The 16,222-nt window shown below is 46.8% G+C and carries 13 protein-coding genes and 1 other annotated feature; all 13 genes read left to right on the top strand.

The genetic code is table 11. From position 1 onward, the window contains the following. Positions 1-317: 317 nt before the first annotated feature. The 13 genes from ilvE (at position 318) to thrB (ending at position 16,208) form a co-directional block, all read left to right on the top strand. The gene (ilvE, locus tag RSX31_RS13710) at positions 318-1,217 is read left to right on the top strand and encodes a branched-chain-amino-acid transaminase (protein ID WP_148967298.1); all 900 of its coding nucleotides are present in this window, start codon (positions 318-320) and stop codon (positions 1,215-1,217) included. A 15-nt stretch (positions 1,218-1,232) separates the two neighbouring features. Further along, complete coding sequence (gene ilvD, locus RSX31_RS13705) at positions 1,233-2,900, top strand: dihydroxy-acid dehydratase (RefSeq protein WP_148967299.1); 1,668 nt, start codon at positions 1,233-1,235, stop codon at positions 2,898-2,900. Then, positions 2,901-3,160 (top strand) — a binding site (T-box leader). A 368-nt stretch (positions 3,161-3,528) separates the two neighbouring features. Next, entirely contained in the window at positions 3,529-5,250 is a 1,722-nt protein-coding gene (gene ilvB / locus RSX31_RS13700) for an acetolactate synthase large subunit (RefSeq protein WP_315634911.1), read from the top strand. Next, complete coding sequence (gene ilvN / locus RSX31_RS13695) at positions 5,247-5,771, top strand: acetolactate synthase small subunit (RefSeq protein ID WP_034761039.1); 525 nt, start codon at positions 5,247-5,249, stop codon at positions 5,769-5,771. The genes ilvB and ilvN overlap by 4 nt, the downstream gene beginning before the upstream one ends. Positions 5,772-5,832: 61 nt before the next feature. Further along, entirely contained in the window at positions 5,833-6,864 is a 1,032-nt protein-coding gene (gene ilvC / locus RSX31_RS13690) for a ketol-acid reductoisomerase (protein ID WP_148967301.1), read from the top strand. Next, positions 6,851-8,404 carry a 2-isopropylmalate synthase gene (locus RSX31_RS13685; protein ID WP_148995037.1) on the top strand — a complete coding sequence of 518 codons (1,554 nt, stop codon included), beginning with the start codon at positions 6,851-6,853 and terminating at the stop codon, positions 8,402-8,404. Before ilvC ends, RSX31_RS13685 begins: the two co-directional genes overlap by 14 nt. A 62-nt stretch (positions 8,405-8,466) precedes the next feature. Then, positions 8,467-9,579: a 3-isopropylmalate dehydrogenase gene (gene leuB, locus RSX31_RS13680; RefSeq protein ID WP_315634910.1), complete on the top strand. Its 1,113-nt coding sequence runs from the start codon at positions 8,467-8,469 to the stop codon at positions 9,577-9,579. 105 nt (positions 9,580-9,684) lie between these two features. Beyond that, positions 9,685-11,100: a 3-isopropylmalate dehydratase large subunit gene (leuC, locus tag RSX31_RS13675; protein ID WP_315634909.1), complete on the top strand. Its 1,416-nt coding sequence runs from the start codon at positions 9,685-9,687 to the stop codon at positions 11,098-11,100. A gap of 11 nt (positions 11,101-11,111) precedes the next feature. Further along, a complete protein-coding gene (gene leuD, locus RSX31_RS13670) occupies positions 11,112-11,717 on the top strand; it encodes a 3-isopropylmalate dehydratase small subunit (protein ID WP_148967305.1) in 606 nt (201 codons plus the stop codon). Then, a complete protein-coding gene (gene ilvA / locus RSX31_RS13665) occupies positions 11,717-12,700 on the top strand; it encodes a threonine ammonia-lyase (protein WP_262371840.1) in 984 nt (327 codons plus the stop codon). The genes leuD and ilvA overlap by 1 nt, the downstream gene beginning before the upstream one ends. 219 nt (positions 12,701-12,919) lie before the next feature. Beyond that, on the top strand, positions 12,920-14,218 hold the full coding sequence (locus RSX31_RS13660) for a homoserine dehydrogenase (protein ID WP_315634908.1): 1,299 nt from the start codon (positions 12,920-12,922) through the stop codon (positions 14,216-14,218). After that, positions 14,215-15,276: a threonine synthase gene (thrC, locus tag RSX31_RS13655; RefSeq protein ID WP_148967307.1), complete on the top strand. Its 1,062-nt coding sequence runs from the start codon at positions 14,215-14,217 to the stop codon at positions 15,274-15,276. Before RSX31_RS13660 ends, thrC begins: the two co-directional genes overlap by 4 nt. Next, positions 15,273-16,208, top strand: coding sequence for a homoserine kinase (thrB, locus tag RSX31_RS13650; RefSeq protein WP_315634907.1), 936 nt, complete (start codon positions 15,273-15,275; stop codon positions 16,206-16,208). The genes thrC and thrB overlap by 4 nt, the downstream gene beginning before the upstream one ends. Positions 16,209-16,222: the final 14 nt, after the last annotated feature.

Below are 16,222 nucleotides of genomic sequence, written 5' to 3'. Positions count from 1 at the left end.
TGAAGCGTCATTCACCCTAATAATTAAAAAAATCTAAAATATTTTTTTCTCCCGACAAACTCTATAAGGACAAAGATGTAAGCGTTTACTTATAATCAGATTAATCTAAATAGTCAAATAATTTACAAAAAGCCTGTTGACCTTACCGGGAAACGGGAGTAATATTGTCCTCAATAAAAAAATCTGAGCCAGCAGTAAACAGCAGGAATACCGAATCAAGCAGGCTGTTCGAATGTGCTCCAAGTCAACGGACTTTCGTTGCAACAATAAATTTCTGAATAATCAAATAAATTTCAACCGGGAAAGGAATGATTAACATGAACGAACAGTGGATCTACTTAGACGGACAATTTGTAAAAAAGGAAGACGCAGTTGTATCTGTGTACGACCATGGTTTTCTATATGGAGATGGAGTGTTCGAAGGGATTCGAATGTATGATGGGAACGTGTTCCGTCTGGAAGAGCATGTTGATCGCCTTTATGATTCTGCAAAATCCATCATGTTGCATATCGAAGTCACTAAAGAAGAGATGAGCGACATTATCGTAGATACATTGAAAAAGAATCAACTCGAGAATGCCTACATACGAGTGGTCATTTCTAGAGGTGTTGGAAACCTCGGATTGGATCCATTTACTTGTAGGAAGCCACAAATCATTGTCATTGCAGAACAATTAGCCCTATTCCCTAAAAGCTTATACGAAACGGGCATTGATATCGTTACGGTGGCCAGCCGCCGAAATCGTGCAGATGTTCTTTCGCCAAAGGTTAAATCCTTAAACTACTTAAATAACATTCTAGTAAAAATCGAAGCGAACCTTGCAGGTGTAAGTGAAGCATTGATGTTGAACGATCAAGGATATGTAGCAGAGGGATCCGCAGACAATATCTTCATTGTCAAAAAAGGAAAGATCCTTACGCCTCCCGGATATGTAGGGGCCCTTGAAGGGATCACCCGTAATGCCATCATCGAGATCGCCGGTAAATTAGGATTCGAGATGAAGGAAGAAGTCTTCACCCGTCATGATGTGTATACAGCGGATGAAGTGTTCTTAACAGGGACAGCCGCAGAAGTAATTGCCGTTGTAAAGGTTGATGGCCGTGTAATCGGTGAAGGAAAACCTGGAAAGTATACAACCCAATTATTGCAGGAGTTCAGAAACACTGTCACGCAGGATGGAAGAAAAGTTTACAAACAGAATGCTCAAGTTGGCTAAGTTGGAGGTGATGACGTGCGAAGTGACATGATCAAGAAAGGAATCGACCGGGCTCCCCACCGCAGCCTACTATATGCTACGGGAGTCAAGCTCGAAGACATGGAAAAACCATTTATCGGGGTGTGCAATTCTTATATCGACATCATTCCCGGTCATATGCATTTAAACGGATTTGCCCAGGTAGTGAAAGAAGCGATCCGGGAAGCCGGCGGAATTCCATTCGAATTCAACACAATCGGTGTGGATGATGGAATCGCCATGGGACATATCGGGATGAGGTACTCATTGCCGAGCCGGGAACTGATTGCCGACTCAGCAGAAACCGTCATCAACGCTCACTGGTTCGACGGAGTGTTCTACATTCCGAACTGTGACAAGATCACACCGGGAATGCTCATGTCAGCTGTCCGAACAAACGTCCCTTCCGTCTTTGTATCAGGAGGCCCGATGGAAGCGGGGGTTTCCAGCGACGGGAAGCCATTATCACTCGTATCCGTTTTCGAAGGAGTAGGCGCCCATCAGTCAGGAAGGATGACGGCAGAACAGCTTCTCGACATTGAAGCCAATGCATGTCCCACATGCGGATCATGCTCAGGAATGTTCACAGCGAACTCCATGAATTCCCTGATGGAAATGCTTGGAATGGCTCCTCCGGGAAATGGCACCATTGTTGCTACATCGGAAGAACGGCATCAGTTAATCAAGGATGCAGCCAAATATCTGGTGGAAATGGTAAAGAAGGATATTAAACCAAGAGACATCATAACAAAAGACACCATCGATGATGCATTCGCTTTAGACATGGCCATGGGAGGTTCAACCAATACCGTCCTCCACACACTGGCGATTGCCAATGAAGCGGAAATCGATTATGACATCAACCGAATCAATAAAGTGGCAGAACGAGTACCGTATTTATCTAAGATAAGCCCGGCATCTGATTACTCCATGCAGGATGTTCACAATGCAGGCGGGGTCAGCGCCATCATTAAAGAGCTATGTGAAATGGAAGCTGTACACAAAGATCGCATTACGGTTACAGGAAAGTCACTATATGAAAATGTGAAGGATGCTCATATTCAAAATGACGACGTCATTCGTCGCAGGGAAAATGCCCACAGTCCAGTCGGAGGATTATCCGTCCTCTTTGGAAATATCGCTCCAAACGGGGGAGTCATTAAAGTCGGTGCAGTCGACCCATCCATTAAAACATTCATGGGGGAAGCGATTGTATACGAATCTCAGGATGATGCCCTTGCCGGAATCGAAAGTGGAGAAGTAAAAGAAGGTCATGTCGTGGTCATTCGATATGAAGGGCCAAAAGGTGGTCCGGGAATGCCGGAGATGCTGGCACCGACTGCAGCCATTGCAGGCCGTGGACTTGAAAAAAAAGTCGCACTCATGACAGATGGACGATTTTCAGGAGCATCCCGGGGCATTTCAATCGGTCATGTCTCACCGGAAGCGGCTGAAGGAGGACCGATCGGTGTGGTTGAAAATGGAGATCCCATCTTCATTGATCTCACGAATCGAACGATCTCCCTCATGGTTTCAGAATCAGAACTTCAGTTCAGGCAAAAGGAGTGGGTACAGCCACCTCCAAAGATCAGAAAAGGTTATTTAGCACGATATGCCAAACTTGTCACGTCAGCCAGTACAGGTGGAATTTTGAAAACGGAATAGAGAAAAGCGTTGAAGAGGTAAAAGGATTGGAAATCGTATTTTCAGAGAGCTGGTGGTGCTGCAAACCAGTAATACATCCAATACCGACATCCCCTCTGAGTATCGTTCTGAACCTCTAAAAGTAGGAACGATCGAGTAGATGATACTCGTTACAAAAACAAAGGCTGGTGAAACCGATCAGCCTGCAAAGGGAGATGATATCCGTTGTCTCTGAATTAGGGTGGTACCGTGGAAAGGATGAAGACCTTTTCGCCCCTGCGAAAGATGAACTCTGTCGTAGTGGGTGGAAAGGTCTTTTTTGTTTGGGAAAGTGGATGAATAAAGCAAAGGCTCAGGTGGTTCATCGCCTGTGCTTTGAATATATCCAGCTCCGGCGGCTAGAGGCTCGAGGTCATAAATCAAACATACCAGAAAGGCAAAGAGCGCCTTTCCGGCATGTTCGCTTTATGCTTGTCGCCTCTGACCAAGCCGCCTGCGCATTTAATATATCCAGCTCCGGCGGCTAGTCCCTCGAGGTCATAAGTCAATCTCGCCAAAAAGGCAAAGAGCGCCTTTTCAGCGATCTTGCCTTATGCTTGTCGGGCCTGACCAAGCCGCCTGCGCTTTTAATAAAAGGAGGAGATAGGCAATGAGAGCGAAGGTAGAGGCAGAACCGGCTTCACAGACACTAACAGAAAACGTCAACGGTGCTGATATGCTCATGAAAGCTTTGAAGGAGGAAAAGGTTGAGATTCTGTTTGGGTACCCTGGAGGAGCGGTCTTGCCGATTTACGATGCTCTATACAAAGCCCCGATCAAGCACGTTCTCGCTCGTCATGAGCAAGGCGCCATCCATGCGGCAGAAGGGTATGCCCGTGTATCGGGGAGACCGGGTGTGGTCATTGCCACGTCAGGACCGGGAGCGACGAATTTAGTGACAGGGATTGCCGATGCCATGATGGACTCACTGCCTCTTGTTATTTTCACCGGGCAGGTGGCTTCAGGGGTCATCGGAACCGATGCTTTCCAGGAAGCGGACGTAGTAGGGATTACGATGCCGATCACCAAGCATAATTATCAGGTGCGTGATATTAAAGATTTACCGAGGATCGTGAAGGAAGCCTTTCATATCGCATCAACCGGCAGGCCAGGGCCGGTACTTGTCGACATTCCGAAAGACTTGACCTTACAGCAAGCTTATCGGGTACACGATGTGGAAATGGACTTACCGGGGTATCAGCCTAACTTCTATCCCAATCCGCTTCAAATCAAGAAACTGGTGGAAGCCATAAAGGTATCCAGGCAGCCGGTCATCTTAGCCGGGGCAGGAGTTCTTCACGGAAAAGCAACGGAGGAACTGAAGGTTTTCGCAGAACAATATGACATCCCGGTGATTCACACCCTCTTAGGTTTAGGTGGATTTCCGGCAGATCACCCGTTATTTCTCGGAATGGCGGGGATGCATGGATGTTATGCAAGCAATATGGCGCTCCACGAATGTGACTTGCTCATCAATATCGGTGCCCGATTTGACGACAGGTTGACCGGGAATCTCGCTACCTTTGCACCAAGGGCCAAGGTGGTCCATATCGACATCGATCCGGCGGAGATCGGAAAGAACGTCAAAACGCAGATCCCGATCGTAGCCGATGCCAAACAGGCACTGGAAAAACTTCTTCAACATGAAGAAGAGAAACCTGATTTCGATGCCTGGCATCATCATCTTAAGTCATATAAAAGGGAATATCCTTTCTGGTATAACCAGGCCCACGATGTTCTGTCACCTCAACGCCTCATCGAACAGGTGTATGAAATGACCAACGGGGAAGCGGTTGTTACAACAGACGTGGGACAGCATCAAATGTGGGCGGCACAGTATTACTCCTTTAAAAAGCCGAATAATTGGGTAACTTCCGGAGGACTTGGCACGATGGGATTCGGATTTCCTGCAGCGATAGGGGCTCAGTTAGCGAATTCAGACAGTACAGTGGTTGCCTTTGTAGGCGATGGCGGATTCCAGATGACTCTTCAAGAGCTGGTTCTGCTAAAAGAGTTGAACCTTCCTGTTAAGGTGGTGCTTCTAAATAACGGTACTCTCGGAATGGTAAGGCAGTGGCAGGAGACATTCTTTGAAGAAAGGTACTCCCAATCGGTTTTCTCCACCCAGCCTGATTTTGTGAAGCTGGCTGAATCATACGGAATTAAAGGATATCGGGTGAAAACCCAGGAAGAAGTGGACTCTGTTTTAAAAGAAGCCTTAACGAGTGATGAACCAGTGCTCATCGATTGCTGGGTGAATCCAAAGGAAAATGTCTACCCGATGGTGGCTCCAGGAAAAGGATTACATGAAATGTTAGGAGTGAAACCATGAGGAAAAGGATTGTAACGGCTCTCGTTCATAACCGGAGCGGTGTCTTGAATCGGGTGACCGGATTGTTTACTAAACGTCAGTTCAACATTGAAAGCATTTCTGTTGGATACACAGAAACCGAGGGGATTTCGAGGATGACCTTCGTTGTCAATGTAGAAGACGATCGCAAAATCGAGCAACTGTTAAAACAGCTCCATAAACAAATCGATGTCCTCAAGGTATCCGATATCACTGATCAAGGAGTCGTTGCAAGGGAACTGGCGCTCATCAAGGTGTTGAGTACAGGACAGACACGATCCGAAATCAATGGGATCGTAGAACCATTCAGAGCCGCCATCATTGATGTGGCAAGGGACAGCGTAACCGTCCAGGTAACCGGGGAAACCTCCAAGATAGAAGCCATCATCGATTTGTTAAGACCGTACGGAATCAAAGAAATCGCCCGAACAGGCATCACGGCATTCGCAAGGGGTAATGGTAAGTCGGTGACGGATTTAAAACAATATTCGATCGTGAATTAGAAGATGTTGGATTCACACTTTGAAAAAACTTATTATTCAAAAAATGGAGAGGATGAGGGAAATGGTAAAGGTATATTATAACGGAGACGTGAATGAAGAGGTTTTAAAAGGGAAGAAGGTAGCGGTTGTCGGTTATGGTTCACAGGGTCACGCACATGCTCAAAACCTGAAGGAAAGCGGATTTGATGTTGTAGTGGGATTACGAAAAGGGAAGTCGTGGGACCAGGCTGAAAAAGACGGATTCGATGTCTACTCAGTCCGTGAAGCAAGTGAACAGGCGGACGTCATCATGGTTCTCCTGCCTGATGAGCATCAGCCGAAAGTATATGAGGCAGAAATCAAACCGGCATTGTCTGCAGGGAAAGCACTGGCATTTGCACACGGATTTAATATCCATTTCCATCAAGTCGTTCCTCCGGAAGATGTAGATGTTTTCCTGGTAGCACCGAAAGGACCGGGACATCTGGTAAGAAGAACCTTTGAAGAAGGAGCCGGAGTGCCCGCACTCTTTGGGGTTTATCAAGATGCTACAGGTCAAGCCGGTGAACTGGCGCTAGCGTATGCAAAAGGTGTAGGGGCAGGACGCGCAGGAATCCTGGAAACATCCTTCCAGGAAGAAACGGAAACCGATCTGTTCGGGGAACAAGCAGTCCTGTGTGGAGGAGTGACATCCCTTGTGAAAGCAGGATTCGAAACGCTGGTTGAGGCAGGTTATCAGAAAGAAGTCGCCTATTTCGAATGTTTACACGAATTGAAACTGATTGTCGACCTGATGTATGAACAAGGATTGGAAGGAATGCGCTTCTCGATCTCAGACACGGCTCAATGGGGAGACTTCGTTTCAGGACCACGGGTGGTGAACGAAGAAACGAAAGCCCGCATGAAGGAAGTATTAACGGATATCCAAACAGGAAAATTTGCGAAGGGATGGATTCTGGAGAACCAGGCGAACCGTCCGGAATTCAACGCCATCAATCAGCGTGAAAGTCAGCACCCGATTGAAGTCGTTGGAAGAGAGCTTCGTAAAATGATGCCATTTGTACAGAAACCTTCTACTAAAGAAAAGGAAGTGGTTGCGAGTGCGAACCATTGAGATCTTTGACACAACTCTACGGGACGGTGAACAGTCAGCGGGTGTAAATCTTAATACGATTGAAAAGATTGAAGTGGCGAGACAGCTGGAAAGGCTTGGGGTGGACGTCATTGAAGCAGGGTTTCCTGCAGCTTCAAAAGGAGACTTCGATGCCGTGCAGCGGATCGGTTCCACAATCAAGAACAGCTCTGTTACAGGGCTGGCTCGTGCTCAACAGCGGGACATTGATGCGGTATGGGAATCGCTTAAAGGGACGGCCGAACCAAGGTTGCATGTGTTCCTGGCCACCTCTCCCATTCACATGACTCATAAGCTGAAGATGACACCGGATCAGGTCATCGATACAGCGGTCCAGGCCGTTCAGTATGCGAAGAAATTTTTCCCGGTGGTTCAGTGGTCGGCAGAAGATGCGTGCCGATCTGATCTCAATTTTTTAGTGAAAATCATGGAGAAAGTCATTGCAGCAGGGGCTTCAGTCATTAACCTTCCTGACACGGTAGGATATATCACCCCTCATAAATACGGTGAATTGTTTCGATACGTAAGAGAAAATGTTCCAAATATCGATGGAGTAAAGCTATCGGCTCATTGTCATGATGATCTGGGAATGGCGACAGCCAATTCACTGGCTGCCATTGAAAACGGAGCCGATCAAATTGAAGGAACGATCAATGGAATCGGCGAACGTGCCGGGAATGCAGCTCTGGAAGAGATCGCAGTGGCACTTAGAATCCGTGAAGATTTTTACGGAGCCACTACCCGTCTGAAGCTCGATGAAATCAAGAAAACAAGCTCTCTTGTCAGTAAGCTGACGGGGATGAGAGTACCGGCTAACAAAGCGGTTGTAGGTGATAATGCTTTCGCTCATGAATCAGGTATCCACCAAGACGGAATGCTGAAGGAAAAAACAACCTACGAAATCATCACCCCTGAACTGATCGGAGTGAATGCCACCCGCCTGGTACTGGGAAAACACTCAGGACGTCACGCCTTTAAAAATAAAGTGGTTGAATTAGGATTTGAACTTTCAGAAGAGAAGCTTAATGAAGCATTTCATGCATTCAAGGATCTGGCGGATAAGAAGAAGGAAATCGTCGATGAAGATCTCTTCAGCATCCTGACGAATAAACAAACGGAAATGGCCGATGCTGTCGGCTTTACATTAGAAAGAATGCAGGTCCAATATGGCATGGACAATATCCCGACGGCCACGATCGAATTGAAATTCGAGGACGGAAGTGTAACCCGGCTCGCTTCAACGGGTTCAGGAAGTGTAGAAGCCATCTACAATACAATCGAAAAAATCCTGCCAAGTCCTTCTAGATTATTAGATTACAAGATCAACTCAGTAGGAGGGGGCCGTGATGCCCTTGCAGAAGTTTATGTCCGACTCGAATATAACGGAGAAAAGACAAGCGGACGCGGAACTGCCCAGGATGTATTAGAAGCATCAGCTCGAGCTTACCTTAATGCAGTGAATCGATCAGCACAACGGAAGTCACATTCCATGGAGAAGGAAGCAGTGGAAGCCAGCTTGTAAGACAGAGGGCCTTGTTAATCAAGGCTCTCCCATAAAACCAACCAAAACAGGAGGTAATTCTAATGAAGAAAAAAATCGCTGTACTACCAGGAGACGGTATCGGTCAAGAGATCATGGACGGGGCATTAGAAGTACTGAAGGCAGTGGGTGATTGGTTCGGTCATGAATTCGAAGTCGAGAAAGGTCACATCGGCGGGGCTGCCGTCGATCGCTTCGGTACACCATTACCTCCTGAAACGATCAAGCTTTGTAAAGATAGTGACGCTGTATTATTAGGAGCTGTAGGAGGTCCAAGGTGGGAGCATCTTCCGAAAGAGCTTCGTCCTGAAAAAGGTCTCCTGGCGATCCGCAAAGAGTTCGGGCTATTCGCGAATCTGAGACCGGTGAAAGCATTTGAAAGTTTACTTGGTGCATCCCCGCTTAAACGGGAGATTGTAGAAGAAGTAGATTTGGTGATTGTCAGGGAACTGACTGGAGGATTGTACTTCGGTCAGCCGTCCGGTCGTCAAGGGAAGAGAGACGAAGTAGCAGTTGATACCCTTGTATATGAAAAAAGTGAAATCGAACGGATCGTTCATAAAGCCTTCAAACTGGCTCTAAAACGCAAGAAAAAATTAACGTCCGTTGACAAGGCAAATGTTTTGGAAACAAGTCGAATGTGGCGCGAAGTCGTGAATGAAGTGGCGGCTGATTACCCGGATGTGGAAGTGGAACATATGCTGGTCGATGTCGCTGCCATGAAGCTGATGTATCAGCCGAAGCAATTCGATGTACTGGTGACTGAGAATATGTTCGGGGATATCCTGAGTGACGAAGCCTCCATGATCACAGGCTCACTGGGAATGCTGCCTTCCGCCAGTTTAAGAGGAGACTCCTTCGGTCTTTACGAACCGGTACACGGCTCTGCACCCGATATCGCCGGAAAAGGAAAAGCCAATCCACTGGCTATGATTCTATCGGTTGCCATGATGCTCAGACATTCCTTCGGCTTAAAAGAAGAGGCTGAAATGATCGAAATGGCCGTTCAGGAAGTCCTGAACGCAGGCTACCGTACAGGAGATCTTTGGACGATGGGGTGCGGAACCGTAGTTGGGACAGGTGCCATGAGCCAGCTGGTTGTAGAACGCTTAGAAGCGGATCATGCGCTGTCTTCGATTCTGGCGGCTTATTTATAAGATAGATTTGATTGGAAAGTGCCAGTGGAAATCAACCACTACTCAATCAATTTTAACAATACAGTCTTAACTGGATAAAAATCTTACCAAACCAGGAGGGAGTTCATGGCAGGGAAAAATATCATCGAAAAGATATGGGAAAAACATATCGTGCACAGAGAAAAGGGAAAGCCGGATTTACTGTATATAGATTTGCACCTTGTACATGAAGTTACGTCTCCCCAGGCATTTGAAGGGCTGCGCTTAAAGAATCGAGAGGTGCGGAGACCGGATTTAACCTATGCGACGATGGATCATAATGTACCGACAAGAGAGCGTCACATCATCAGAGATGAAATCGCTCGACTGCAAATGGATACGTTGAAGAAAAATTGTGAGGAATTCGGTGTCACTCTTGCCGATATCCATCATCCTGATCAAGGGATTGTCCATGTCATCGGTCCAGAGCTCGGATTGACACAGCCGGGGAAAACCATTGTATGTGGAGACAGTCACACCTCTACCCACGGAGCTTTCGGAGCTCTGGCTTTCGGGATAGGTACTAGTGAAGTGGAGCATGTTTTAGCCACTCAAACCCTCTGGCAATCGAAGCCGAAAACCCTTCAAGTCGAAGTATCGGGAGAGCTGGGATTCGGTGTTACGGCAAAAGATGTGATCCTGAATATCATTTCTACCTATGGAGTGGGATTTGGAACCGGATATGTCATCGAATTCACCGGTGACGTGATCCGCAATCTATCCATGGAAGAAAGAATGACGGTCTGTAATATGAGCATTGAGGCAGGAGCCAAAGCGGGATTAATCAGTCCCGATGAGACGACCTTCGCTTATTTAGAAGGTCGGGAGTATCTGCCGAAGCATAAATCATATGAACAATGTAAAGAAGAGTGGAGATCATTGACGAGTGATGAGGACGCCGCTTACGATCACAAAATCGAGGTGAAAGGTGAAGGAATTGAGCCTCATGTAACATGGGGAACCAATCCAGGGATGGGCGCATCGATTTCAAGGTCCGTCCCTCATCCGGAACAGTACGCAGATCCATCTGAAAGAGAAGGGGTTGAAAGGGCGATCCATTATATGGGGCTCGAGGCGGGAATGAGAATTGAGGACATAGAGGTTGATTATGTGTTTATTGGCTCGTGTACGAATTCGCGCTTGAGTGACTTGAGGGCAGCTGCTGAGGTGGTGAAAGGTCATACTGTAAAGCAGGGCGTAACCGCTTTGGTTGTTCCGGGCTCGTTTAAAGTGAAGAAAGAGGCTGAAGAACAAGGCCTGGATACCATTTTTAAAGAAGCCGGATTCCAGTGGAGGGAAGCAGGCTGCAGCATGTGCCTGGCCATGAATGATGATATCGTGCCCCCAGGCAAACGCTGTGCATCCACTTCCAACAGAAACTTTGAAGGCCGGCAAGGAAACGGATCAAGAACCCATCTACTCAGCCCATCCATGGCCGCTGCGGCTGCCGTGACCGGAAAACTGACAGATGTACGAAAACTTGAAAAAATGCCGGTTTCATAGGAGGTGAAAAGGTGGCAATCAATCATGTTGAAGGAAAAGTATTTCCTCTAAGAAGAGACAATGTGGACACGGATCAAATCATACCAAAACAGTTTTTAAAGCGAATTGAGCGTAAAGGCTTTGGTCAATACTTGTTTTATCATTGGCGGTTTGAAGACGATGGGAAGTCCCTAAGAGACGATTTCTTATTAGACACACCACAATATCAAGACGCCGAGGTTCTCCTCGGTGGAAAGAATTTTGGGTGCGGATCTTCTAGAGAGCACGCTCCGTGGGCCCTCCAGGACTATGGGTTTAAAGTAATCATCGCCAAAAGCTTTGCAGATATTTTTTATAACAACTGTTTGAAGAATGGGATCCTGCCCATTCAGCTGGATGAAAAAACAGTGGATGCTCTGTTAAGAAATGAGAGTCATGTAGATTTATATAAAATGGAAGTGTCCCTTGAGCATCAGACGATTTGTGACTCGGAAGGACTTCGTGTCTCCTTTGAAATTGATCCCTACTGGAAAACGATGCTTTTGAAAGGGCTGGATGAGATCGATTTAACTTTGCATTACGGAAAAGATATTGAAGAATACGAAAAAAATTATGAGGTGAGTGGCTTGGGAATTTAATGGATAACACTGAAGTTGTAGAGGCAATGGAAAGAATCAGTCATCAGGTGCATCGAACACCGTTAAAGCAATCATCGACGCTGAATACGTTCACTGGTGGAGAGATCTATTTGAAAATGGAGAACCTGCAGCGAACAGGTTCCTTCAAAGTAAGAGGCGCAATGAATAAAATCATGTCATTGTCTGAAGAAGAAGCGGGTAGAGGCATCATTGCCGCATCTGCAGGGAATCATGCCCAAGGTGTGGCACTGGCTTCATCCCTGCGCGGAGTTCCGTCGAAAATCTTCATGCCGAAACGAACACCTTCCACAAAAATTGCGGCAACGAAACATTACGGAGCTGAAATTGTCCTGACTGGAGACACCTATCAGGAAGCCTACGGGGCAGCACTTGAAGAGAAAATCAGAAATGGCTCGACGTATGTTCATGCATTTGATGATCATAAAGTGATGGCTGGGCAAGGGACAGTCGCACTGGAAATGCTTCAGCAACTCAGTGATTTAGACATGATCCTGGTACCTGTTGGCGGAGGAGGTCTGTTGGCCGGGATGGCACTGGCCGTAAAAGCCTTTAACCCCCGAGTGAAAATCGTCGGCGTACAGGCCCTGGGGGCACCGGCTACCTATAACTTTTTTACAGGAAGAAACAAAGGATCCCTGGAGCATGTACACACGATTGCTGACGGGATCCTCGTCAAGAAGCCTGGAGAGCTCACGTTTCCGATCATCCGGGAGTATGTAGACGATATGGTCACTGTCACGGATGAAGAAATCTCCTATAGCATCATGTTCATGCTTCAACGGGAAAAAACGCTGGTTGAAGGAGCTGGAGCAGCATCCTTAGCGGCAGCCATGTGCCAAAAGGTCAAGGTACAAGGAAAGAAAGTCGGCTGTGTCATCAGTGGAGGAAATGCCGATCCAAGCAAGATCCCTGTGTATAGGGATCTATCCAAAATGGCCAGACAGCTGCACCATATTGTGTAAAAGAAGGGCGGCTCTTAACTACATTGTTAGTTAGGAGCGGTCCTCTGTTTATAAGTGGTGGAGTTTTATAAAATAATTCTTCCAATCTATGAGTAATGAAAGCTCTTACATTCTAAAAATACGTAAATACCTATTGTAATAGGTAATTTTTTCTACTATAATGTCCACTATACAAGAACAAATGTACACGAGAAATATACAAATGGAGGTTTTCGGCTTATGGAATCAATTTCAATCGGACTTTTAGGACTCGGAACGGTGGGAGCCGGAGTGGTGAAGATTGTAGAGAATCATCAGGATAAACTGTCCCATCAAATCGGCTGCCCTGTGAAGGTAAAGAAAGCCCTTGTTCAGGATTTAGAGAAAGATAGAGGACTGGAAATGGAAAACAGCATACTGACCTTAAATCCTGAGGAAGTCCTGTTTGATCCTGAAATTGATATTGTGGTCGAGGTAATGGGAGGAATCGAAGCGACGAAGGAACATCTCCTCCATGCACTGCACCAGAAGAAGCATGTCGTAACGGCAAACAAGGATCTCATGGCCCTTCACGGACCGGAGTTACTAAGGGCAGCATCAGAAAACGGCTGTGACCTATTCTACGAAGCAAGCGTCGCAGGAGGAATCCCTATTTTAAGAAGTTTAGTAGATGGCCTCGCCTCCGATCGCATCACGAAAATGATGGGAATCGTCAACGGAACAACGAACTTTATCTTGACGAAGATGACGAAAGAGGGACGGACCTTCGATGATGTTCTCAAGGAAGCCCAGGACTTAGGCTATGCAGAAGCGGATCCGACGGCAGATGTAGGCGGATTGGATGCAGCGAGAAAGATGGCGATTCTTTCAACGTTAGGATTTTCCATGAACGTCGATTTAGCCGATGTGAAGGTGAAAGGTATTACGGAAGTGACGGGTGATGATATCCAATATGCCGAGCAATTTGGCTACACAATGAAGCTCATCGGTTATGCTCACCGTGAAGGAGAGTGTGTTGAAGTGAGCGTGGAGCCTACTCTGCTGCAAAATGAACATCCACTCGCATCCGTTCATGATGAATATAACGCTGTGTACGTATATGGGGAAGCGGTCGGTGAAACGATGTTTTACGGTCCGGGGGCAGGAAGTCTTCCTACTGCCACAGCCGTCGTATCAGATATGGTAGGAATTATGAAGAATATGAGATTGGGAGTCACGGGTAAGAGTGCGGTGAACCCGCAATTTCCTAAAAAGTTAAAAGAACGGAATGAAATTCATTCAAAATATTTTTTGCGCCTTCACGTTCAGGATGAAGTAGGTGTCTTAGCAAAACTCACTTCCATCTTCTCGCATCACGGTGTCAGTTTCGAGAAGATCCTGCAGAATCCGTTAGACAGTGATGAGTTTGCTGAAATTGTCCTTGTGACTCATAAAGCATCTCTTGATCATTACGAAGACATTTTGATGGAGCTGAAGGATTATGAAGGAGTTCATTCGATTGAAAGTTCATACCGTGTAGAAGGAGGAGACAAAGGATGAGATGGAAAGGGTTACTGGAGCAATATCGGGAGCATCTTCCATTAAATGACGACACTCCTCTCTTAACGTTAAATGAAGGGAATACTCCCTTGGTTGAATTAAAAACGCTGTCCAGGGAATGGGGCATCGAGTTGAATGTAAAGGTTGAGGGAGCAAATCCTACCGGATCCTTTAAAGATCGCGGAATGGTTCTCGCCGTTGCCAAAGCAGTAGAATCGGGAAGTTCGACGGTCATTTGCGCCTCTACGGGAAATACTTCTGCTTCAGCAGCAGCCTATGCAGCGAGGGCAGGAATCAAATGTATCGTGGTCATCCCAGAGGGGAAAATTGCTCAAGGGAAATTAGCTCAAGCTGTCATGTATGGTGCCGAAATCATTTCCATCGAAGGGAATTTTGATGAAGCCCTCGAAATCGTCCGTGAGTTGAGTAAAACCGAATCTGTGACTCTTGTGAATTCAGTGAATCCATATCGATTGGAAGGGCAGAAAACAGCAGCTTTTGAAGTCATCGAAGGGTTAGGTGAGGCTCCTGATGTGCTTGCAATCCCTGTCGGTAATGCAGGGAATATTTCGGCATACTGGAAAGGATTCAAAGAATACCACAATCTCAAAGCATCAACTTTACCACGAATGTTTGGCTTTGAAGCATCGGGAGCAGCAGCCCTGGTCCATGACAGGGTGTTTCCTCAGCCTGAAACGATTGCCACTGCAATCCGAATCGGGAACCCGGCAAGCTGGACATTAGCCATCGACGCGTTGAAGGAATCAAACGGACATATTGATGAAGTAACAGATGAAGAAATTCTTGAGGCTTATCAGCTGCTTGCAAGTAAAGAAGGGATATTTGCCGAGCCCGCTTCATGTGCATCGATTGCGGGAATAAAGAAATCATTAGATAAAGGCTTGATCGAAAAAGGTTCGAAGGTAGTGGCGGTGCTGACAGGTAATGGCTTAAAGGATCCGGTTACGGCCATGGAATGCAGTCCGGTCACTCCAGTGAAGTTGCCAAACGATCGTGAAATGGTGAAGGATTATATTAAAGGGACCATTGGCGTATGAAAAGACGTGCCCCCCGCTCCTGGAAAATCATTGTCCCAGGAAGCACAGCCAATTTAGGAGCTGGATTCGATTCTCTGGGCTTGGCGTTAAATGTATTTTTAACCGTTGAGGTACACGAAGCAGAAGATTGGCAAGTGATTCCCCTTTCTTCTGCCCTGGAGGTCTTTCCGACTGATGAGACACATTTTATAGTTGGGGTCGTGAAAGAGGTGGCGGATGACTACGGTAAGGAACCTTCTCCTTGTCACCTCTACGTATCCAGTGACATTCCGTTAACGAGAGGGTTAGGCTCAAGCGCAGCAGCGGTTGTGGCGGGCATTGAGCTTGCCAATGCCCTATGTGAGTTGAATCTGTCACAAGAAAAGAAACTGGCACTTGCAAATCGGTTTGAGGGTCATCCCGATAACGTGGGAGCTTCATTATATGGTGGGTTTGTAGTCAGCTGTCAGCATGATAAGGGTGTAAGTCTTATATCGGTTCCTGATCTTCCTATTGATGTGGTATGCGTGATTCCAAAAGCTGAACTGAAAACATCGGATTCCAGAAATGTACTCCCTGACAGTCTTTCCTTTGAAGAATCCGTGGAAGCCGGAGCAATTTCAAACGTACTTGTGGCGGCATTTCTAACGGAGGATTGGGAAACGGTTGGGAAAATGATGAAGCGAGACAGGTATCATCAGCCCCACCGGAGAAAGCTGCTTCCTCACTACGATGCAGTAGAAGAGGTAGCGGGCCGTTTCGGGGCATTCGGTGTCGCCTTAAGTGGTGCCGGGCCGACGATTGCCTGCTTTGTGGAACGGGAAGCAAGTGAATGGCTCGCACGGCAGCTGGAACAGTCCTTCCCGAGCATGAACGTCCGCAAATTATCCATCTCCCCTTCGGGAAGCAGCATCACCATCGAACAACCAAAGGTCCGTCCCTCGTCGCTTTGAAACATGCGAGGGAC

Source organism: Rossellomorea yichunensis, from assembly GCF_032337515.1.
Classification (GTDB): domain Bacteria; phylum Bacillota; class Bacilli; order Bacillales; family Bacillaceae_B; genus Rossellomorea; species Rossellomorea yichunensis.
This window is presented reverse-complemented; position numbering and strand designations above follow the sequence as displayed.